We start from the raw sequence: 20,631 nt of genomic DNA on the forward strand, positions 1-20,631 counted from the left end.
CTGCACAGTGGACGCGAGCATCTGTGGCCAAGTTTTTAAGGGCGCACGGTGGATGCCTTGGCACCAGGAACCGATGAAGGACGTGGGAGGCCACGATAGTCCCCGGGGAGTCGTCAACCAGGCTTTGATCCGGGGGTTTCCGAATGGGGAAACCCGGCAGTCGTCATGGGCTGTCACCCGCTGCTGAACACATAGGCAGTGTGGAGGGAACGCGGGGAAGTGAAACATCTCAGTACCCGCAGGAAGAGAAAACAACCGTGATTCCGGGAGTAGTGGCGAGCGAAACCGGATGAGGCCAAACCGTATACGTGTGAGACCCGGCAGGGGTTGCGTGTGCGGGGTTGTGGGATCTCTCTTTCACAGTCTGCCGGCTGTGAGACGAGTCAGAAACCGTTGGTGTAGGCGAAGGACATGCGAAAGGTCCGGCGTAGAGGGTAAGACCCCCGTAGTCGAAACATCAACGGCTCGTTTGAGAGACACCCAAGTAGCACGGGGCCCGAGAAATCCCGTGTGAATCTGGCGGGACCACCCGTTAAGCCTAAATATTCCCTGGTGACCGATAGCGGATAGTACCGTGAGGGAATGGTGAAAAGTACCGCGGGAGCGGAGTGAAATAGTACCTGAAACCGTGTGCCTACAAGCCGTGGGAGCGTCGCTATATGTGCTTGCACATGTAGTCGTGACTGCGTGCCTTTTGAAGAATGAGCCTGCGAGTTTGCGGTGCGTTGCGAGGTTAACCCGTGTGGGGAAGCCGTAGCGAAAGCGAGTCCGAATAGGGCGATTCAGTAGCGCGCTCAAGACCCGAAGCGGAGTGATCTAGCCATGGGCAGGTTGAAGCGGCTGTAAGAGGTCGTGGAGGACCGAACCCACCAGGGTTGAAAACCTGGGGGATGACCTGTGGTTAGGGGTGAAAGGCCAATCAAACTCCGTGATAGCTGGTTCTCCCCGAAATGCATTTAGGTGCAGCGTCGTGTGTTTCTTGCCGGAGGTAGAGCACTGGATAGGCGATGGGCCCTACCGGGTTACTGACCTTAGCCAAACTCCGAATGCCGGTAAGTGAGAGCGCGGCAGTGAGACTGTGGGGGATAAGCTCCATGGTCGAGAGGGAAACAGCCCAGAGCATCGACTAAGGCCCCTAAGCGTACGCTAAGTGGGAAAGGATGTGGAGTCGCAGAGACAACCAGGAGGTTGGCTTAGAAGCAGCCACCCTTGAAAGAGTGCGTAATAGCTCACTGGTCAAGTGATTCCGCGCCGACAATGTAGCGGGGCTCAAGCGTACCGCCGAAGTCGTGTCATTCCAGCATATAGGGCCAACGCCTGCTGGGATGGGTAGGGGAGCGTCGTGTGCCGGGTGAAGCTGCAGCGGAAGCTAGTGGTGGACGGTTCACGAGTGAGAATGCAGGCATGAGTAGCGATACATACGTGAGAAACGTGTGCGCCGATTGACTAAGGGTTCCTGGGTCAAGCTGATCTGCCCAGGGTAAGTCGGGACCTAAGGCGAGGCCGACAGGCGTAGTCGATGGATAACCGGTTGATATTCCGGTACCCGCTGTGAAGCGTCAAACATCGAGCCCATTAATGCTAAGGCCGTGAAGCCGTCCTGGAGCCTTCGGGCAAAGGGAAGTGGTGGAGCCGCCGACCCAAGGTGGTAGTAGGTGAGTGATGGGGTGACGCAGGAAGGTAGTCCAGCCCGGGCGGTGGTAGTCCCGGGGTAAGGGTGTAGGCCGTGTGATAGGTAAATCCGTCGCACATTAAGGCTGAGACCTGATGCCGAGCCGATTGTGGTGAAGTGGATGATCCTATGCTGTCGAGAAAAGCCTCTAGCGAGTTTCATGGCGGCCCGTACCCTAAACCGACTCAGGTGGTCAGGTAGAGAATACCGAGGCGTTCGGGTGAACTATGGTTAAGGAACTCGGCAAAATGCCCCCGTAACTTCGGGAGAAGGGGGGCCATCTTTGGTGATCGGATTTACTCCGTGAGCTGGGGGTGGCCGCAGAGACCAGCGAGAAGCGACTGTTTACTAAAAACACAGGTCCGTGCGAAGCCGTAAGGCGATGTATACGGACTGACGCCTGCCCGGTGCTGGAACGTTAAGGGGACCGGTTAGTGCACTTTCGGGTGTGCGAAGCTGAGAACTTAAGCGCCAGTAAACGGCGGTGGTAACTATAACCATCCTAAGGTAGCGAAATTCCTTGTCGGGTAAGTTCCGACCTGCACGAATGGCGTAACGACTTCTCGACTGTCTCAACCATAGGCCCGGTGAAATTGCACTACGAGTAAAGATGCTCGTTTCGCGCAGCAGGACGGAAAGACCCCGGGACCTTTACTACAGTTTGATATTGGTGTTCGGTTCGGCTTGTGTAGGATAGGTGGGAGACTTTGAAGCGGGCACGCCAGTGTTCGTGGAGTCAACGTTGAAATACCACTCTGGTCGTGCTGGATGTCTAACCTGGGTCCGTGATCCGGATCAGGGACAGTGTCTGATGGGTAGTTTAACTGGGGCGGTTGCCTCCTAAAGAGTAACGGAGGCGCCCAAAGGTTCCCTCAGCCTGGTTGGTAATCAGGTGTTGAGTGTAAGTGCACAAGGGAGCTTGACTGTGAGACCGACGGGTCGAGCAGGGACGAAAGTCGGGACTAGTGATCCGGCGGTGGCTTGTGGAAGCGCCGTCGCTCAACGGATAAAAGGTACCCCGGGGATAACAGGCTGATCTTCCCCAAGAGTCCATATCGACGGGATGGTTTGGCACCTCGATGTCGGCTCGTCGCATCCTGGGGCTGGAGTCGGTCCCAAGGGTTGGGCTGTTCGCCCATTAAAGCGGTACGCGAGCTGGGTTTAGAACGTCGTGAGACAGTTCGGTCCCTATCCGCTGTGCGCGTAGGAATATTGAGAAGGGCTGTCCCTAGTACGAGAGGACCGGGACGGACGAACCTCTGGTGTGCCAGTTGTCCTGCCAAGGGCATGGCTGGTTGGCTACGTTCGGAAAGGATAACCGCTGAAAGCATCTAAGCGGGAAGCCTGCTTCGAGATGAGTATTCCCACCCCTTGAGGGGTTAAGGCTCCCAGTAGACGACTGGGTTGATAGGCCAGATCTGGAAGCCCGGCAACGGGTGGAGGTGACTGGTACTAATAGGCCGAGGGCTTGTCCTCAGTTGCTCGCGTCCACTGTGTTGGTTCTGAAACCACGAACAACCCCGTATGTCGGGCCACGACTACGGTGCGGTTGACAGTTTCATAGTGTTTCGGTGGTCATAGCGTGAGGGAAACGCCCGGTTACATTCCGAACCCGGAAGCTAAGCCTCACAGCGCCGATGGTACTGCAGGGGGGACCCTGTGGGAGAGTAGGACGCCGCCGAACTATTATTAACGGGAAACCCCCGCACCCTCTGGGTGCGGGGGTTTTCTGCGTTCACCATATATATAGAGGCCCTTGAAGGGCCTTTTTCTGTTTCAGAGGCGGCCGGCTGCCTTCAAGGACAGGTATGCGTCTGCCAGTGCCGGGGCCAAATCGGTTGGAGTCGCGTCTACGACGGTGACGCCGTGGCGGATGAGCTGTTCTGCCGTGCGATGGCGCTCCGCGTGGGCCTGGGCGGCGGCTGCGGCGTCGTACACGGCCTCCGTTGTTCCGCGGGCCTTGGCCATCTGCTCTATGTGAGGGTCGGCCACCGATGCCAGCAGGACTGTGTGGCGCTGAGTGAGGCGTGAGAGTACGGGGAGCAGGCCCTCTTCGATGGGCGCTGCGTCCAGGCTGGTGAGCAGCACGATCAGTGAGCTGCGTGTTGCGGTGCGGAGGGCCGTTGAGGTCAGGCCTCTGGCGTCCGTTTCGACGAGTTCCGGTTCGAGCGTGGCCAGGGCGCTGACCACAGAGGGGAGCACCTCTCCTGCCGCCTTGCCCTGGACCAGGGCGCGTACCCGGCGGTCGTATGCGAGGAGGTCCACCCGGTCGCCCGCTCGGGAGGCCAGGGCCGCGAGGAGCAGGGCCGCGTCCATCGAGGCGTCGAGGCGCGGGGCGTCGCCGACGCGGCCCGCCGAGGTGCGGCCGGTGTCGAGGACCAGCAGGATGTGGCGGTCGCGTTCCGGGCGCCAGGTGCGGATGGCGACGGTGGACTGGCGGGCGGTGGCGCGCCAGTCGATGGAGCGGGTGTCGTCGCCGGGGACGTAGTCGCGGAGGCTGTCGAATTCCGTGCCCTGGCCGCGGGTCAGGACGCTGGTGCGGCCGTCGAGTTCGCGGAGGCGGGCCAGCTTGGACGGGAGGTGCTTGCGGCTGGTGAAGGGGGGCAGGACCCGGAGCGTCCACGGGACCTGGTGGCTGCCCTGGCGGGTGAGCAGACCCAAGGGGCCGTACGAGCGGATGGTGACGCGGTCGGCCTGGTGGTCGCCTCGGCGGGTGGGGCGCAGGCGGGTGGTGAGGCGGCGGCGTTCGCCGGGAGGGATCGTCAACCGGTGGCGGGATGCCTCGACTTCGGTGCCGGGCTGCCAGCTGCTGGGGGGCCAGGCGTCGCGGAGCTGGGCGCGCAGGGGGCGGCCGGAGGGGTTGGTGACGGTCAGCTCGACGTCGGCGGATTCCCCGAGGCGTACGGAGGTGTCGCCTGCGCGGGTCAGACCGAGGCGGCGTACGGGGGCGGCCAGGGCGAAGTCGCAGGCGCAGGCCAGGGCCAGCGGGGCGTTCACGGCGAGGATGCCTGTCCAGCTGGGGTCCCAGATGCCCACGGGGAGGCTGCCGAGGGCCGCCAGGAGGGCCGTGCGGCCGGTGAGGGCCATCAGCGGGGGACCGGGACGTGGGCGAGGATCGCGTTGATGACGGAGTCGGCCGTCACGCCCTCCATCTCGGCTTCCGGGCGGAGTTGCACGCGGTGGCGGAGGGTGGGCAGGGCGAGGGCCTTCACGTCGTCGGGGATGACGTAGTCGCGGCCCGTCAGCCAGGCCCAGGCGCGGGCCGTCGAGAGGAGCGCCGTAGCGCCTCGGGGGGAGGCGCCCAGCGTGAGGGACGGGGACTCGCGTGTGGCGCGGCAGATGTCGACCACGTAGGCGGTGATCTCGGGGGAGATCGACGTCTTGGCGACCGCGGCGCGGGCTGCCTCCAGGTCGGCGGGGCCTGCCACGGGGCGGATGCCGGCGGCGTGGAGGTCGCGGGGGTTGAAGCCTTCCGCGTGGCGCGTGAGGACGTCGATCTCGTCCTGGCGTGAGGGGAGGGGGACGGTGAGTTTGAGGAGGAAGCGGTCCAGCTGGGCTTCGGGGAGGGGGTACGTGCCCTCGTATTCCACGGGGTTCTGCGTGGCCGCGACGAGGAAGGGCTCCGGGAGCGGGCGGGGGGTGCCGTCGACCGTGACCTGGCGTTCCTCCATCGCTTCGAGGAGGGAGGACTGGGTCTTGGGAGGGGTGCGGTTGATCTCGTCGGCGAGGAGGAGGTTGGTGAAGACCGGGCCCGGCTGGAAGGAGAACTCGGTGGTGCGGGCGTCGTAGATGAGGGAGCCCGTGACATCGCTCGGCATCAGGTCCGGGGTGAACTGGACGCGCTTGGTGTCGAGTTCGAGGGATGCGGCGAGGGCGCGGACGAGGAGGGTCTTCGCCACTCCGGGTACGCCTTCGAGCAGGACGTGGCCGCGGCAGAGGAGGGCCACGACGAGCCCTGTCACCGCGGGGTCCTGACCGACCACGGCCTTGGAGATCTCGGTGCGCAGGGACTCCAGGGAGGAGCGGGCGCTGCCGGAGCTTCCGGAGTTCTCGGCGTTGTCAGTGGTCGGGTCCATCATGAAGTACGTACCTCTTTTTCGAGGGCGTCGAGTTGGTCGGTGAGGTTGATGAGGGCTGCGTCGTTGCCTGGCGGCGGGCCGAAGAGGAGGGGGTGCAGGTCCTGGCCCGGGGTGCGGAGCCTGGCGGTCAGGGCGGGGAGCAGGGTCTCGGGCGCGTGCGCCTGGCCGGGGGATACGCCGATGAGGGGGGCGATGCGGGTGCGGGTGGTCGAGCGGAGGGCGGCGGCCGCGCGGTCGCGGGCGTTCGCCTTGCGGTAGAGGCGGGCTCGGCCTTCGACGGTTTCCGAGGCGCGGATGGCCACGGGGAGGCGTTCGGGGACCAGCGGGCCGAGGCGGCGGGCGCGCCACAGGGCGGCGAGTGCGGCGGCGATGGTGAGTTGGAGGGTGGCCCAGAGCCAGCCGTCGGGGATCAGGTCGAAGAAGCCGCGGTCGGCGGAGTCGTCGGTCGCCGCGTCGTCGGCGGGTGAGGGGAGGTACCAGACCAAGTGGGGGCGGGAGCCGAGGAGTTGCAGGGCCAGTGAGGCGTTGCCCTGCTCGTCGATGCGGTCGTTGAAGAGGATGTCGGGGGCGCCGAGTACGACGGTGTCGCCGGGGCCGTCGGCGGCCGGGAGCTGAAGGAGGCTGGGCAGGCCGTCGCTGAGGTAGCAGGACTCGGCGTCCGGGGCGAGGGTGTCGTAGCGGAGGCCGCCCACGTCGGCGGAGCCTGCGCGCTGGGCGGCGGGCAGGGAGCAGCGGGGGGAGAGCGTCGAGTCGATGCTGGGGGTGGCGTCCGCGGTGACCCCCGGGGCGAGGGTGCTGACCGAGGGGGTGCCGGGGGCGAGGAGGACGGTGCGGCCTCGGGAGTCCTCGGTGGCCGCGCGGAGGCGTGACTGCTGGCGCTCGGTGAGCCGGTCGGGGGCGGCCACCAGGAGCGTGGTGTCCGGGTCTGCCGCGGACCTGGCCTCTTCGGAGGTGGTGACCACGCGGGTGGACACGCCGCGGTCGGCGAGGAGTTCGGCTACCGCACGGCTGCCGTAGGGGTCGGCCGAGCGGGGGTCGAGGCGGCCGTGCTGGGCACCGGAGCGGACGGTGGCGATGGCGACGGCGGCTGCCAGGAGGACGACCAGGGCGAGGAGGATGCCGCGGGTTCGGGTCCAGAGTTGGCGGGGGGTGGGGGCGGAGGAAGTGGGGGTGGGGGCGGGGCCGTCGGCGCTGGTGGGGTTGCCAGGGCGGCTGGGGCTCTTGGGGTCGTCGGGGGAGCTGTCGGGAACCCCGGGATTGCTGGGGGCGCCGGAAGTGCCGGGGCGGCTGGGAATCCTGGGGCTGCCAGAGCTGCCCGACCCGCCGGGGCTGTCGGGAATCCTGGAGTGGTCGGGAGTGCCTGGGGCGTCGGTGCCGTCCGAGCTGTCGGCAACGCCGGAGTCGTTAGGGGTGCCGGGGCTGTCGGGCCCGGGGGTGTTGGGACCGGCTGGGCCGTCGGTATTGGCCTCAGGGGGCGTTCCGCTCTCAGTTCCGAATCCGGCTCCGGGCCTGGTCCCGGGCTCGGCCCCGGACCAGCCCCTCGCTCCGGGCTTGGTTCCGGCTTTGGGGGAGGGGTTTTTAGGGTCCTGGGGGGCCGTCAATTGGGGGCTCCCTCTTGGGTGTTGCTGAGGGTTGGCCTTGTGTGGGTCAGGGCCTTGTCCAGGGTGGTCAGGCGGCGGTATGTCGGCTCTGTGGCTGTGCGGCCGCCGTACGTGATGGCGTCGAACGACTGGGCTGCCGCGTGGAGTTCGGTGGCGTGGGTCGGCAGGGTGAGCGATGCCTCCGCCGCTGCTTCGTCCGCCGTGCGGCCGGGGCGGGGGTCCAGGAGAGCGCGTTCCTCCAGGGAGCGGACCAGCGCCCGCATGCGCTCCTGGACGGCTTGGTTCCAGTGGCCCTTGGCGGCGTGTGCCTCGGCGGCGGCGCGGTGTTCCGCGGCGGTGCGCGGGCGGTCGTCGAAGAGGGCGGGGGACGACGTGGGGGCGCGGTGCGGGGTGCCGAGGCGCCACCACAGGGCCGCCAGGAGGGCGACCACTGCGATGACGATGACCAGGAGGCCGAGGCCGCCGCCCGGGGTTGCCCCCGAGGCGGCGGTGAACAGGTCGTCGACCCATTCCCAGAAGCGGTTCAGGGCGCGCTGCAGGAGGCTCGGGTCGTTCTCGTGGTACGCGGGGTCGGACAGCTCGCGCTCGGCTGCCTCCCTTGCGGGGCCGCGCGGGATCGTCACCGGCGGGTCGTCGTCGCCGGTGCGGGTCAGGAACGGTGCGAGCGCCCTCGATCCGTGCAGTACTGCCCCCGTCACCGCATCAGCTCCCGGGGGTTCCGGGGGCGTTGGAGCCGTTGTCGCCCTGGAGGCCCGCGGCGCGCGCGAGTTCGAGGTCGAGTGCCTCGCGGCGGATCCGCTGGTCGATGTAGAGGAGGACCGTGACGCCGGCGGTGATCGGGAACGTCAGCATCGAACCGATGACCGATCCGATGCCGCTGACGATCAGGAAGGTCCAGCCGAGATCGCCGGTGCCGCTGTCGAGGAAGCCGGTGACGCCGTCGCCGCTCAGCGCGCCCGCGATGAGGGTGAAGGGGATGACGATGATCGACGCCACTACGTTGGCGATGATCGCGGCGAGCAGCTGGATGCCGAACACCCGCCACCAGGAGCCGCGGACCAGCTTCACCGAGCGGGTCAGCGACTTCTTCACACCCTGCTTCTCCAGCATCAGGGCGGGCGAGGCGAGCGAGAAGCGGACGAGCAGCCAGATGGCGACACCCAGGGCGGCGAATCCGCCGAGCACGGCGAGGCTGATGCCCGCGTCGGACGCCCCGGCCACCGCGATCAGCACGCCGGGCAGGGAACCCGCGGCGACGACCGCCATGCCGATGAGCGGGAGCAGCAGCGTCAGGCCGATCAGCCTCGGCAGCTGCGGCTTGGCGTCCTGCCAGGCCTCCGCCGTGGTGACCGACTTGCCGAGCACCGCACGGCTGGTGACCATCGTGAGCAGCGCGGTGGCGACGATCGTGCCGAGCAGGGTGATCAGCAGGATCACGCCGGAGCTCAGCAGGGTGTCGCCCAGGGCGCGGGTCAGTTCGCCGACGGTCGCGCTCGGGTCGTCGAGGACGTCCGTGGTCTCGCTGTCGTTGAGGACGAGCCCCTGCAACAGGATGACGACGATCTCCGTGAACACGGCCACGGCCAGGGAGATGCCGAGCACCGTGCGCCAGTACGTACGCATCGTGGAGACCGCGCCGTCCAGGATCTCGCCGACGCCGAGCGGCCGCAGCGGGATGACGCCGGGCTTGGCGGCGGGCGGCGGGCCCTGCCAAGCGCCCCATCCGGGATAGCCGCCGGGACCGCCAGGTCCACCGGGGCCGGGGCCGCCGGGACGTCCGCCGCCCCAGCCGCCGCCGGGCGGCGGCGCGGGAGGAGGCGGGGTCTGGCCGGCCGCCGGCGGGCTGGGGGCGGACCACTGGGCGGGCGGCGGCTGCTCCTTGGACCACTTCGAGCCCGGACCGTTCGGCTGGTCCGAGGGCCCGGCGGGCTCGGCAGGTTCGGACGTGCCGGAGTCCTGTCCGTCGGAGGGGGCAGATCCGGGCGAAGCCCAGCCCGGAGTGTCGTTCATCGTCGCTCCTTCACGGTGCCCGTCCGCTGTCGCGGCGGCCGGTTGGCAGCCATCGTGCCACGGCACGCCCTTGCGGTGACCGGGCAGCGTATGGGCTGCACACCTTCAATTGTCCGTCAGGTACGGGGCAGACTGGGCGGATGGCTGATCAGTACGCGCAATCCGGCGAGGACGCACGGCCGACCGAGACCCCGATGAGCTCAGCGCACCCAGTGGACGTGAAGACCCCGGCGATCCCCGCGATCCGCTGGGCCGAGCCACCGGAGGGCCCCGTACTGGTCCTCCTCGACCAGACCAGGCTGCCCGGCGAGGAGACCGAGCTGGTGTGCACGGACGCCCCCGCCCTGGTGCAGGCGATCCGCACGCTGGCCGTCCGCGGGGCGCCGCTGCTCGGCATCGCCGGTGCCTACGGCGTCGCGCTGGCCGCCGTACGCGGCTTCGACGTGGACGAGGCCGCGGGCGCGATCGCGGGGGCGAGGCCCACCGCGGTCAACCTCGGGTACGGAGTCCGCAGAGCCCTGACGGCATACCGCTCGGCGGTCGCGGACGGGGCCGACCAGGAGCTCGCGGGCGCCGCGGCGCTGGCGGCCGCGCGGGCGCTGCACCGGGAGGACGCCGAGGCGAGCGCGCGGATGGCGGTGCACGGCCTGGCGCTGCTCGACGAGCTGCTGCCCGGCGGCTGGCACCGGATCCTCACGCACTGCAACACGGGGGCGCTGGTCTCCGGCGGCGAGGGCACGGCGTTCGCGGTGGCACTCGCCGCACACCGGAAGGGGCGGCTGCGCAGGCTGTGGGTGGACGAGACGCGCCCCCTGCTCCAGGGTTCGCGGCTGACCGCGTACGAGGCGGCGCGGGCCGGAATGCCGTACACCCTGCTCACGGACAACGCGGCGGGGTCGCTGTTCGCGGCGGGTGAGGTGGATGCCGTACTGATCGGCGCCGACCGCATCGCGGCCGACGGTTCGGTGGCCAACAAGGTGGGGAGCTATCCGCTCGCGGTCCTTGCCCGCTACCACCACGTTCCGTTCATCGTGGTGGCTCCGGTCACGACCGTGGACCCGGAAACCCCGGACGGAGCGGCCATCGAGGTGGAGCAGCGAGGGAGCCATGAAGTGACGGAGGTCACGGCACCCTATGTGCCGATGTCCGGTTTTGAGGCGGGGGGCGGGATCGCGGTGGCACCTCTGGGGACCCAGGCGTACAACCCCGCGTTCGACGTGACCCCACCGGAGCTGGTGACGGCGATCGTCACCGAGCAAGGCGTCGTGTCGCCCGTGACGGCGGGGGGTCTGGAGGAGCTGCGGTCGGCTCCACGGCTCTAGGCGCTCCTCCAGGCACTCCAGGAACTCCAGGAACTCCAGGCACTCCAGGCAGCCGCCACCCGCCCTGGGTCCTGGCAGCTCCTGCTCGAAGCCGCTCCGTCGACCGCGATGTACGGTGCGGCGAGCGCAGGGGGTCGGCTGTGGCCGGCTCATGATCGTGATTGCTCTCGCCTGGATGGCGGTAGTCATCGGTCTTGTCGTCGTCGGAGTGTCCGGCGCCTTCGGGCTGACGGAAATGCTGTCGGTCGTATCGGACTGACGCGTCACCGGCGCGCCCGTCCCGGGATTCGTGGCCGAAATCGGCGGCGGCGGGCGACGGCAGACAGTAGTGACCTCGTACGACTATCGTCACAGGCCAGTGACCTACCTCACCAGCGCCCCGGTCACAGTTACGAGAATGGGATGATGTCAGGCATGAAGGGACGAGTCCTTGTCGTCGACGACGACACCGCACTGGCCGAGATGCTCGGGATTGTGCTGCGTGGAGAAGGTTTTGAGCCGTCGTTCGTAGCTGATGGCGACAAGGCGCTGGCCGCTTTCAGGGAGGCAAAGCCGGATCTTGTACTGCTGGATTTGATGTTGCCGGGCCGCGACGGCATCGAGGTGTGCCGCCTGATCAGGGCGGAGTCCGGGGTGCCGATCGTCATGCTCACGGCGAAGAGCGACACCGTGGACGTCGTGGTCGGTCTTGAGTCCGGCGCCGATGACTACATCGTGAAGCCCTTCAAGCCGAAGGAGCTCGTCGCCCGCATCAGGGCGCGGCTGCGGAGGTCAGAGGAGCCCGCTCCGGAGCAGCTGACCATCGGTGACCTGGTCATCGACGTGGCGGGGCACTCCGTGAAGCGTGAGGGGCAGTCGATCGCGCTGACGCCCCTGGAGTTCGACCTCCTGGTCGCCCTTGCCCGCAAGCCGTGGCAGGTGTTCACGCGTGAGGTGCTCCTGGAGCAGGTCTGGGGCTACCGCCACGCGGCCGACACCCGTCTGGTGAACGTGCACGTCCAGCGGCTGCGCTCGAAGGTCGAGAGGGACCCCGAGCGTCCGGAGATCGTGGTGACCGTCCGTGGTGTCGGTTACAAGGCCGGACCGAGCTGACGTGACCCGGGACAGTTCCCCCGTACCGCCCGGGGCTCCGGGCGGCCGTTCGGGGCGGACTGGAGGGGCCAAGGCCAAGGGGCCGGCGCGGCGTGGCTCCACGTTCGGGCGGCTCCTCGACGGCGGTCTGCTGTTGCAGGACGGGGTGCAGGGCAGCCCTGTCCTGAGGCTCTTCGTGCGCTGGGTGCGGCGGCCGCTGCTGCCCGCGCTGCGGCTGTGGCGGCGCAACATCCAGCTGAAGGTCGTCGTCACGACGCTGCTCATGTCGCTCGGGGTCGTGCTGATGCTCGGCTTCGCCGTCATGAGCTCCGTGAACAACGGCCTGCTCAAGGCCAAGGTCAAGGCCTCGCAGAGCCAGGCCGACGGCGGCTTCAGGGCCGCTCAGGACGAGGCGAACTCGGCCCGGCCGCGCTCCGGGCAGGACAGCGGCACGTCGGGCGGTGGGGCCACACCGCCCACCGCCGTGTGGATGTCCGACCTGGTGGAGCAGCTCTCCAGCGGCGGTCAGAGCGCGTTCAACGTGGTGACGCTGAGCCCGACGTCCACGCCCGGCGGCGCCAGCGTGCGCGGGCCGCGTGCCTCCGGGGGCGTGGACCCGATCCAGAGCGTGCCCGAGTCCCTGCGCGACAGCGTCGACAAGGGCACCCGGGCGTATCAGAGCAATACGCGGATCGTCTTCAACGACGGCCGTGACGCACAGCCGGGCCTGGTCATCGGCAAGCGCCTGAACGACCTGAACGGCGACCCCTACCAGCTCTACTACCTCTTCCCGCTGACCCAGGAGGAGGAGTCCCTCGGCGTCGTCAGGACGACGCTCGCCACCGCGGGACTGTTCGTCGTCGTACTGCTCGGTGCCATCGCCTGGCTGGTGGTGCGCCAGGTCGTCACGCCGGTGCGGATGGCCGCGGGCATCGCCGAGCGGCTCTCCGCCGGACGCCTTCAGGAACGTATGAAGGTCACCGGAGAGGACGACATCGCGCGGCTCGGCGAGGCCTTCAACAAGATGGCGCAGAACCTCCAGCTGAAGATCCAGCAGCTCGAGGAGCTCTCGCGGATGCAGCGGCGGTTCGTCTCGGACGTCTCGCACGAGCTGCGTACGCCGCTGACGACCGTGCGGATGGCGGCCGACGTCATCCACGACGCGCGCGTGGACTTCGACCCGGTGACCGCGCGGTCGGCCGAGCTGCTCGCCGACCAGCTGGACCGGTTCGAGACGCTGCTCGCGGATCTGCTGGAGATCAGCCGCTTCGACGCGGGCGCGGCGGCCCTGGAGGCCGAGCCGATAGACCTGCGTGAGGTCGTACGACGGGTCGTGGGCGGCGCCGAGCCGCTCGCGGACCGCAAGGGGACCCACATCCGGATCGTCGGGGACCAGCTGCCCGTGGTCGCCGAGGCCGACGCGCGCCGGGTGGAGCGCGTCCTGCGCAACCTCGTGGTCAACGCCGTGGAGCACGGCGAGGGCCAGGACGTCGTGGTGCGGCTCGCGGTGGCGGGCGGTGCGGTGGCGGTCGCGGTGCGGGACTACGGGGTGGGGCTCAAGCCCGGCGAGGCGACCCGGGTCTTCAGCCGCTTCTGGCGGGCCGACCCGGCACGCGCGCGTACCACCGGTGGTACGGGCCTCGGGCTCTCCATCGCACTGGAGGACGCGCGGCTGCACGGCGGCTGGCTGCAGGCGTGGGGCGAGCCGGGCGGTGGTTCGCAGTTCCGTCTGACGCTGCCGCGCACGGCGGACGAGGCGCTGCGGGGCTCGCCGATACCGCTGGAGCCCGATGACTCGCGGCGCCACCGCGGCCTGAACGACGCGGGCCTCCCGCTCGGTGGCGCGAACAAGCTCGCCACGGTGCCGGTGCAGCCGTCGGCGGCGGAGCGAGTGCCGCCGCCCGTCCCGCCGAGGGCGCCGGTGGCGCCGCGGCTCGCGCAGTCGGGCGGGACGGTGGACCCGACGGCGTTGCCGGGAAACGGTGCGCGCGTCGTGCCGCGGCGGCCGATGGACGACGACATGCCGCGCGGCGAGGAGCCCGATGGGCCCGCGTCCGGGGCGGACCGGAGCACCGGTGAGCCGGCGACGGAAGCGGATCGCGTGAGCGAGACGGAAGCGGATCGAGTGAGCGACACGGAAGCTGATCCCGCAAGGGAAGGGGAGGCCTCTCGTGGGCGCTGACCACGATCGCCGCCCGCACCGGCGTGCACTGCGGGCCGGTCTGCTGTTCGGCTCCTGCGGGGTGCTGCTCGCGGGCTGTGCCTCGATGCCCGACAGCGGCAACCTGAAGGCGGTCGACGCCTCCCAGCGGCCGGACTCGCAGTCGCAGGTCCGTGTCTACGCGATGCCGCCGGGTGAGGACGCGAGCCCCGAGGAGATAGTCCAGGGCTTCCTTGAGGCGCTGACCAGCGACGACCCTGACTTCGCGATGGCGCGCAAGTATCTGACCAAGGAAGCCTCCAAGGGCTGGGACCCGGATGTGCAGACCACGGTGCTCGAGAACGGGCCGAGCACGGGGTCGGGCAGCGTCGGGGACGGCGGCGGTCGGACCGGCCGTTTGTTCCCGCTGACCGGTCGCAAGGTCGCCACGGTCGACAAGGAGCACGCGTACCAGCTCGACAACGCCGCGTACAACCAGTCCGTCCACCTCTCCCAGCAGGACGGACCCAACGGCAAGGAGTGGCGGATCGACCGGGTGCCGCCGGGCGTCGTGCTCGGTCAGTCCGACTTCCAGCGGATCTACTGGTCCGTCAACAAGTACTACTTCGCGACGCGTTCGACCGGAGCGGCCGGTGGCGGCCAGGAAGGGCTCGTCGCCGACCCCGTCTACATACGTCAGCGAATAGACCCCGTGACGGAGTCCGTCAAGGCGCTGCTCGACGGGCCCACCACCTGGCTCAAGCAGGTCGTGGGCACGCGCTTCCCGACGGGTACGCACCTCAAGGCGGGCACCAGGACGCTGGCGCCCGACGACCAGGGCAAGCTGACGGTGCCACTGAACGCGAAGGCCGATCCCATAGGCCAGGAGCGGTGCACCGAGATGGCCGCCCAAATGCTCTTCACGCTCCAGGACCTGACGTCGTCCGGCGTCCAGGAGGTGGAGCTGCAGCGCCGCAACGGCTCGCAGCTGTGCGTCCTGAGCAAGGAACGGGCCGAGTCCGTCGCCTCGCGCCGCACCCCGGAACACCCCGACTACCAGTACCTCATCGACGACAAGCGGCGCCTGGTGCAGATGCCGGCCGCCCGCAAGGACGATCCGGTGCCCGTGCGGGGGAAGTTGGGCAGCGGCGGGCAGCCGCTGCGGTCCGCCGCCGTGTCGCGGGACGAGGAGCGGGCGGCCGGGGTGTCGCTCGACGGGCGCTCGCTGTACATGGGGTCGCTGGTCTCCGACGGCCCGCTCGGCAAGCCCGAGGTGCGCAGCAAGGCCAAGTCGGAGGAGGACGGTCTGTCCACGCCGAGTTGGGACGGCCGCGGCGACCTCTGGGTGGCCGACCGTGACCTGAAGCGGCCGCGCCTGCTCTGGCTTGACCAGGGCGCGGGAGAGCCGGTGCCGGTCAAGATCGCGAACCTCGACGGACGGATCGAGGCGGTGCGGGTGTCGGCCGACGGCGTACGGATCGCGCTACTCGTGAAGAAGGACGGCAAGACGTCCCTGCAGATCGGCCGCGTCGAGCGGACGGGCGCCAAGGGCGAGCAGCCGGTCATCTCGGTGGACGGACTGCGCCGGGCGGCACCGCAGATGGAGGAGGTCACCGCCATGTCGTGGGCGGGCGGCAGCCGGCTGGTGGTGGTCGGGCGCGAGTCCGGCGGTGTGCAGCAGATGCGGTACGTCCAGTGCGACGGCTCGGTTCCCGCGGGCGCGACCCTGCCCGGCCTCACCGGCGTGAAGGAGATCGCGGCGTCCGAGGACGAGCGGCAGCCGCTGGTGGCGCACTCGGACGACGGGATCGTGCGGCTGCCGACGGGTGCGCAGTGGCAGACGGTGGTCAAGGAGGGGTCGGCGCCGGTCTATCCGGGGTGACGCCTTGCGAAGGGCCGGACGGCCCTTCCCCAGCTCTCCAGCTCCCCAGCTCCCCAGCAACGGCTTTCCCGCGCCGTGGAGTTGCCCGCAGACGGTTGTCCACAGGCGGTTGTCCACAGGGGTGGCAGGGCCGTGCGCGCCTTGGCACAGTGGTGGGCATGCGGGGGTGGTGGCGGGACCTCACCGATCTGGTGCTGCCGGCCGAGTGCGGAGGCTGCGGCAGGCCTCGTACGGCGCTCTGCGCGCAGTGCCGCGACGCCCTGTGCGGGGCCGCGCCGCGCCGGGTGAGCCCTGATCCCCGGCCGGCCGGACTGCCGGTGGTGCACGCGGCGGCGCCCTATGGGGACGCGGTGCGGGCGCTGCTGCTCGCGCACAAGGAGCGGGGCGCTCTGGGGCTCGCGGGGCCGCTGGGCGCGGGGCTCGCTGGGGCCGTGCGTGCGGGGCTGATGGACCCCGGAGCGGGGCCGACGGACACCGGAGCGGGGGATGGTGACGCTCCGGTACTGCTCGTGCCCGTGCCGTCGGCTCCCGCGGCCGTGCGGTCGCGTGGGCACGATCCGGTACGGCGGATCGCGCTGGCCGCCGCGGGTGAGCTGCGGCGGGGCGGGACACGGGCCCGGGTGCTCTGCGTGCTGCGTCAGCGGCGTGCCGTGGCCGACCAGGCGGGGCTCAACTCCCGGCAGCGGCAGGCGAATCTGCACGGTGCCCTGGAGGTGACGGCGGGTGGCGGGCGGCTCCTCGCCGACGGTGGCCGGGTGGTGGTCGTGGACGACCTGATGACCACGGGCGCGTCTTTGGCGGAGGCGGCCCGCGCAATACGTGACGTACACACGGAAAGTAAAGGGCGGTCCGCGGTGGTAACAGCCCGTGAAATACCGTGCGAGAACGCGATCATCGCAGCTGTTGTCGCCTCCTCACCGGATTCTTTCGGAATAAACCGGAACTGACTGGGAACTTGCATCGTTGCAGGTAGTGAGAGTGCCAATACACCTGAATGGAGGTATGCGGCGGTAGAGGGTGACGACATCCGTCCGGGCGAGATATGTTCGGTTGTGAGGAATGGCGGACGCCGTCCCTCGCATATCGGAATGCCGGCCGCTGGGTTTTCTGCAATCACCTGGGCCGGTCGGGGTGGAGATCTTGTTCGCGGGGGAGGAGGAGGTGGAAGTCACCGAGTCCGAGGCTCCGGGAGTCACCGGGGCCTGGTGCAAAAGGGAGATGCTCCGCCGCCGAAGCGGAGCGATCCGGGAACGGAGTTCTGCGTGGACATCGTCGTCAAGGGCCGCAAGACCGAGGTAACAGAGCGGTTCCGCAAGCACGTGGCCGAGAAGCTGAATCTGGAGAAGATCCAGAAGCTCGACGGCAAGGTGATCAGCCTGGACGTCGAGGTGTCCAAGGAGGCCAACCCGCGTCAGGCCGACCGTTCCGACCGCGTGGAGATCACACTCCGCGGGCGTGGACCCGTGATCCGCGCGGAGGCCTCGGCAACCGATCCGTACGGTGCGCTGGACCTGGCCACGGCAAAGCTGGACGCACGACTGCGCAAGCAGCACGAGAAGCGCCACAACCGGCGCGGCAACGGCAGGCTCTCCGCCGCCGAGGTTGCCGAGCGGGTGCCGGACGCGGCGACTCTCAACGGAGACGGCACCGTCGCACGTGAGGAAGAGCCGGACGGCGTGCCCGTCAAGAGGATCGGCTCGCTGGAGATCCAGGGCGAAGGCCCGCTCGTGGTCCGCGAGAAGACCCACGTGGCGGCGCCGATGTCGCTCGACCAGGCGCTCTACGAGATGGAACTCGTCGGGCACGACTTCTACTTGTTCGTCGACTCGGAGTCGAAGGAGCCCAGTGTCGTCTACCGCCGGCACGCCTACGACTACGGAGTCATCCGTCTGAACACCGACCCGATGATCGCGCAGCCCGAGACGGGCGGCGGGGGCGGTGCGCTCGGCGGCTGACCACGGTCGGCCGAGGGCTGAGAGGGTGCCCCTGGAGCGCTGTGCGCCCCCAGGGGCACCATCATGCGACCCCTGCGCGCACCGCGCGGCCGTCCGGGCATGAAATCATGGGCGGAGCCGGCCAACCGGTGTGCTGTTGCCTCGGGTTGGCGGCAGCCAACGCACAACGGGCCATGGCCTTCAGGGGGAGGAACGATGGCGGACAGCTTCGGACCGATGCGGGATCAGGATGCCGACCAGGGCATCGGCATCGGCACGGACGCGGGCGCACCGCGCAAGGAGCCCATCAGGGTCCTTGTGGTGGACGACCACGCGCTCTTCCGCCGGGGCCTGGAGATCGTCCTCGCCGCCGAGGAGGACATCCAGGTCGTCGGTGAGGCGGGCGACGGCGCCGAGGCGGTGGACAAGGCCGCTGACCTGCTGCCGGACATCATCCTGATGGACGTACGCATGCCCAAGCGCGGCGGCATCGAGGCGTGCACCTCCATCAAGGAGGTCGCGCCGAGCGCCAAGATCATCATGCTGACGATCAGCGACGAGGAGGCCGACCTCTACGACGCGATCAAGGCGGGCGCCACGGGATATCTCCTCAAGGAGATCTCCACGGACGAGGTGGCCACGGCGATTCGCGCGGTCGCCGACGGGCAGTCGCAGATCAGCCCGTCCATGGCGTCGAAACTGCTCACCGAGTTCAAGTCGATGATCCAGCGCACCGACGAGCGCAGGCTGGTGCCCGCGCCGCGTCTTACCGACCGCGAACTGGAAGTCCTGAAGCTGGTGGCGACGGGCATGAACAACCGCGACATCGCGAAAGAGTTGTTCATCTCCGAGAACACCGTGAAGAACCACGTCCGCAACATCCTGGAGAAGCTCCAGCTGCACTCCAGGATGGAAGCGGTCGTCTACGCGATGCGGGAGAAGATTCTCGAGATCAGGTGAGGGCGATCAGGTGAGGGCGCGGACCAGCTCGGCGGTCAGCTCGGGACGGTTCACCCGCTCCACCCGTACGGAGTCGCAGTTCACCCAGGACGCCGCCTCACGCAGCGCCTGAGCCACCGCGGGCACGGCCTTGGGGCTGTCAAGGGACACCTGCTTGGCGACCAGCGTGCTGCCCTCGCGGGCGGGGTCCACGCGGCCGACCAGGTGGCCCCCGGCAAGGACCGGCATCGCGAAGTACCCGTGGATCCGCTTCGGCTTGGGGACGTACGCCTCGAGGCGGTGGGTGAAGCCGAAGATCCGCTCCGTGCGGGCCCGCTCCCAGATCAGGGAGTCGAAGGGCGAGAGGAGCGTCGTGCGGTGGCGGCCGCGCGGGGCCGTCTCCAGGGCCGCGGGGTCGGCCCAGGCGGGCTTGTCCCAGCCCTCCACCGTCACCGGGACCAGGCCCGAGTCCGCGACCACCGCGTCGAACTGCTCGCCCTTGAGGCGGTGGTAGTCCGCGATGTCCGCGCGCGTGCCGACGCCCAGCGACTGTCCGGCAAGACGGACCAGGCGGCGCAGGCACTCCGCGTCGTCCAGGTCGTCATGGAGCAGGGTGTCCGGGATGGCGCGCTCCGCGAGGTCGTACACCCGCTTCCAGCTGCGGCGCTCTGTGCAGACCACCTCGCCGTACATCAGCGCGCGCTCGACGGCGACCTTGGCGTCCGACCAGTCCCACCACTCGCCCTTGTTCTTCGCGCCGCCCAACTCCGTGGCCGTGAGCGGGCCTTCGGCGGTGAGCTGCTTGATGACCGTGTCGTACGCACCGTCCGGCAGGTCGTGGTGCCAGTGCGGGCGGGTGCGGTAGGCGCGGCGGCGGAAGGCGAAGTGCGGCCACTCCTCGATGGGCAGGATGCAGGCGGCGTGCGACCAGTACTCGAAGGCGTGCGCCCTCGCCGGGCCCGCGCCCGCCGATGCCCCGTCCCAGTACGCCGCCTCGATCCTGTCGCGGCCGACCGCTCCGAGACGGGCGTACGGAATGAGTTCGTGGGAGCGGGCCAGGACCGAGATCGTGTCCAGCTGGACCGCGCCGAGATGGCGCAGCACGCCCCGCACACCGGACCTGCGGTCCGGGGCGCCCATGAAGCCCTGGGCGCGGAGCGCGATGCGGCGGGCCTCGTCGGCGGAGAGGGCGGTGGCGGGGCTCGGCAGGCTCGTCATGCCGGAAACGATAGGCGGCGGCACTGACAACGCCAGTGGCCTGCCGGAACGCGTCGGCGGCCGGGTCTGGCCCCAGCCCCGGGCGTCAGTCCCGGCCTCAGCCCACGGCCTCAGCCCAGGGCGTCCCTGGCCGGCAGATACGGCTGGCTCGACGACAGGCCGAGGTCGCTCGGGAGCAGGGCGCCCACCCAGCAGTCGCGGAGCGTGGACTTGTTCAGGAGGGCGCCGCGGAGGGTGCCCTCGACGGTGAAGCCCGTCTTCTCCACCACCGCGCGCGACCCCGTGTTACCGACCTCCGCGCGCCACTCCAGGCGGGTGCAGCCCAGGTCGGTGAAGGCCCACCTGGCCAGGGCGAGGACGATCTCCGTCATGTAGCCGCTGCCCCGGTGCTCCTTCGCCGTCCAGAAGCCGACCTCCCAGGCGCCCGAGCGCGGGTGGTGCAGGCTGGCGGCGGCGATCAGCGGGCCGCCGTCCCGGGGGCGTACGGCAAAGGTGTACTCCGTGTCGTACCGCCAGCCGTCCGGCACCATGCGCGTGATGAAGCCCTCCGCGTCCGAGCGCGCGTACGGCGAGGGGATCGTGGTCCAGCGCTGGATGTCGGGGTCCTGGCAGGCCGCGTACGTCTCGTCGGTGTCGGCGGGCGTGAAGGTGCGCAGGCTCAGGCGTTCGGTGGTGAGGGTGACGGGCTCCATCCGGTGATTCTGCGGGGGCGAGGGACCCGAGGCCAGTGCTTTTGGCTGACGTTTCCCCTGCATTTCGCCGA

14 protein-coding genes and 2 rRNA genes are annotated in these 20,631 nt (G+C 69.1%); 9 read left to right on the plus strand and 7 right to left on the minus strand.

Annotated features, from left to right (window positions below; translation table 11 throughout):
- Nucleotides 1-25: 25 nt before the first annotated feature.
- Nucleotides 26-3,148: ribosomal RNA gene (locus M4V62_RS25580) — 23S ribosomal RNA — on the plus strand.
- Nucleotides 3,149-3,239: 91 nt separating this feature from the next.
- Nucleotides 3,240-3,356 (plus strand): 5S ribosomal RNA (gene rrf / locus M4V62_RS25585).
- Nucleotides 3,357-3,448: 92 nt separating this feature from the next.
- On the opposite strand, the gene M4V62_RS25590 is transcribed toward rrf, so the two are convergent.
- From M4V62_RS25590 to M4V62_RS25610, 5 genes are all read right to left on the minus strand, one after another.
- Nucleotides 3,449-4,759 carry a DUF58 domain-containing protein gene (locus M4V62_RS25590; protein ID WP_249589562.1) on the minus strand — a complete coding sequence of 437 codons (1,311 nt, stop codon included), beginning with the start codon at nucleotides 4,757-4,759 and terminating at the stop codon, nucleotides 3,449-3,451.
- Entirely contained in the window at nucleotides 4,759-5,751 is a 993-nt protein-coding gene (locus M4V62_RS25595) for an AAA family ATPase (protein WP_249589563.1), read from the minus strand. Before M4V62_RS25595 ends, M4V62_RS25590 begins: the two co-directional genes overlap by 1 nt.
- Nucleotides 5,748-7,091 carry a DUF4350 domain-containing protein gene (locus M4V62_RS25600; protein ID WP_425575288.1) on the minus strand — a complete coding sequence of 448 codons (1,344 nt, stop codon included), beginning with the start codon at nucleotides 7,089-7,091 and terminating at the stop codon, nucleotides 5,748-5,750. The genes M4V62_RS25595 and M4V62_RS25600 overlap by 4 nt, the downstream gene beginning before the upstream one ends.
- A 257-nt stretch (nucleotides 7,092-7,348) precedes the next feature.
- Nucleotides 7,349-8,050, minus strand: coding sequence for a DUF4129 domain-containing protein (locus M4V62_RS25605; protein ID WP_249589565.1), 702 nt, complete (start codon nucleotides 8,048-8,050; stop codon nucleotides 7,349-7,351).
- A gap of 4 nt (nucleotides 8,051-8,054) precedes the next feature.
- Complete coding sequence (locus M4V62_RS25610) at nucleotides 8,055-9,362, minus strand: DUF7847 domain-containing protein (RefSeq protein ID WP_249589566.1); 1,308 nt, start codon at nucleotides 9,360-9,362, stop codon at nucleotides 8,055-8,057.
- Nucleotides 9,363-9,502: 140 nt separating this feature from the next.
- Between M4V62_RS25610 and mtnA the strand changes: the two genes are divergently transcribed.
- From mtnA to M4V62_RS25645, 7 genes are all read left to right on the plus strand, one after another.
- Nucleotides 9,503-10,684 (plus strand): S-methyl-5-thioribose-1-phosphate isomerase, encoded by a 1,182-nt coding sequence (gene mtnA / locus M4V62_RS25615; protein ID WP_249589567.1) that lies wholly within the window; start codon nucleotides 9,503-9,505, stop codon nucleotides 10,682-10,684.
- A 402-nt stretch (nucleotides 10,685-11,086) separates the two neighbouring features.
- Nucleotides 11,087-11,776 (plus strand): two-component system response regulator MtrA, encoded by a 690-nt coding sequence (gene mtrA / locus M4V62_RS25620; RefSeq protein WP_202121190.1) that lies wholly within the window; start codon nucleotides 11,087-11,089, stop codon nucleotides 11,774-11,776.
- 1 nt (nucleotide 11,777) lies between these two features.
- Nucleotides 11,778-13,937: an MtrAB system histidine kinase MtrB gene (mtrB, locus tag M4V62_RS25625; protein ID WP_249589568.1), complete on the plus strand. Its 2,160-nt coding sequence runs from the start codon at nucleotides 11,778-11,780 to the stop codon at nucleotides 13,935-13,937.
- A complete protein-coding gene (locus M4V62_RS25630) occupies nucleotides 13,927-15,777 on the plus strand; it encodes an LpqB family beta-propeller domain-containing protein (RefSeq protein WP_425575287.1) in 1,851 nt (616 codons plus the stop codon). Before mtrB ends, M4V62_RS25630 begins: the two co-directional genes overlap by 11 nt.
- A 158-nt stretch (nucleotides 15,778-15,935) precedes the next feature.
- The gene (locus tag M4V62_RS25635; protein ID WP_249589569.1) at nucleotides 15,936-16,724 is read left to right on the plus strand and encodes a ComF family protein; all 789 of its coding nucleotides are present in this window, start codon (nucleotides 15,936-15,938) and stop codon (nucleotides 16,722-16,724) included.
- A 315-nt stretch (nucleotides 16,725-17,039) separates the two neighbouring features.
- Nucleotides 17,040-17,732 carry a ribosome hibernation-promoting factor, HPF/YfiA family gene (hpf, locus tag M4V62_RS25640; protein WP_425575286.1) on the plus strand — a complete coding sequence of 231 codons (693 nt, stop codon included), beginning with the start codon at nucleotides 17,040-17,042 and terminating at the stop codon, nucleotides 17,730-17,732.
- 195 nt (nucleotides 17,733-17,927) lie between these two features.
- Nucleotides 17,928-18,671: a response regulator gene (locus M4V62_RS25645; protein ID WP_249589571.1), complete on the plus strand. Its 744-nt coding sequence runs from the start codon at nucleotides 17,928-17,930 to the stop codon at nucleotides 18,669-18,671.
- A gap of 6 nt (nucleotides 18,672-18,677) precedes the next feature.
- On the opposite strand, the gene M4V62_RS25650 is transcribed toward M4V62_RS25645, so the two are convergent.
- Nucleotides 18,678-19,868, minus strand: a complete 1,191-nt coding sequence (locus tag M4V62_RS25650) for a winged helix-turn-helix domain-containing protein (protein WP_249589572.1) — start codon at nucleotides 19,866-19,868, stop codon at nucleotides 18,678-18,680.
- Nucleotides 19,869-19,978: 110 nt separating this feature from the next.
- Entirely contained in the window at nucleotides 19,979-20,560 is a 582-nt protein-coding gene (locus tag M4V62_RS25655; RefSeq protein WP_249589573.1) for a GNAT family N-acetyltransferase, read from the minus strand.
- Nucleotides 20,561-20,631: the final 71 nt, after the last annotated feature.

The organism is Streptomyces durmitorensis, from assembly GCF_023498005.1.
Taxonomy (GTDB): domain Bacteria; phylum Actinomycetota; class Actinomycetes; order Streptomycetales; family Streptomycetaceae; genus Streptomyces; species Streptomyces durmitorensis.

Excerpts from the sequence above, each read along its gene's own strand:
- M4V62_RS25610 (WP_249589566.1), bottom strand. The coding sequence starts at position 9,362 with ATGAACGACACTCCGGGCTGGGCTTCGCCCGGATCTGCCCCCTCCGAC.
- M4V62_RS25635 (WP_249589569.1), top strand. The coding sequence starts at position 15,936 with ATGCGGGGGTGGTGGCGGGACCTCACCGATCTGGTGCTGCCGGCCGAG.
- M4V62_RS25590 (WP_249589562.1), bottom strand. The coding sequence starts at position 4,759 with ATGGCCCTCACCGGCCGCACGGCCCTCCTGGCGGCCCTCGGCAGCCTC.
- M4V62_RS25650 (WP_249589572.1), bottom strand. The coding sequence starts at position 19,868 with ATGACGAGCCTGCCGAGCCCCGCCACCGCCCTCTCCGCCGACGAGGCC.
- M4V62_RS25645 (WP_249589571.1), top strand. The coding sequence starts at position 17,928 with ATGGCGGACAGCTTCGGACCGATGCGGGATCAGGATGCCGACCAGGGC.
- M4V62_RS25595 (WP_249589563.1), bottom strand. The coding sequence starts at position 5,751 with ATGATGGACCCGACCACTGACAACGCCGAGAACTCCGGAAGCTCCGGC.
- mtrA (WP_202121190.1), top strand. The coding sequence starts at position 11,087 with ATGATGTCAGGCATGAAGGGACGAGTCCTTGTCGTCGACGACGACACC.
- mtnA (WP_249589567.1), top strand. The coding sequence starts at position 9,503 with ATGGCTGATCAGTACGCGCAATCCGGCGAGGACGCACGGCCGACCGAG.
- M4V62_RS25655 (WP_249589573.1), bottom strand. The coding sequence starts at position 20,560 with ATGGAGCCCGTCACCCTCACCACCGAACGCCTGAGCCTGCGCACCTTC.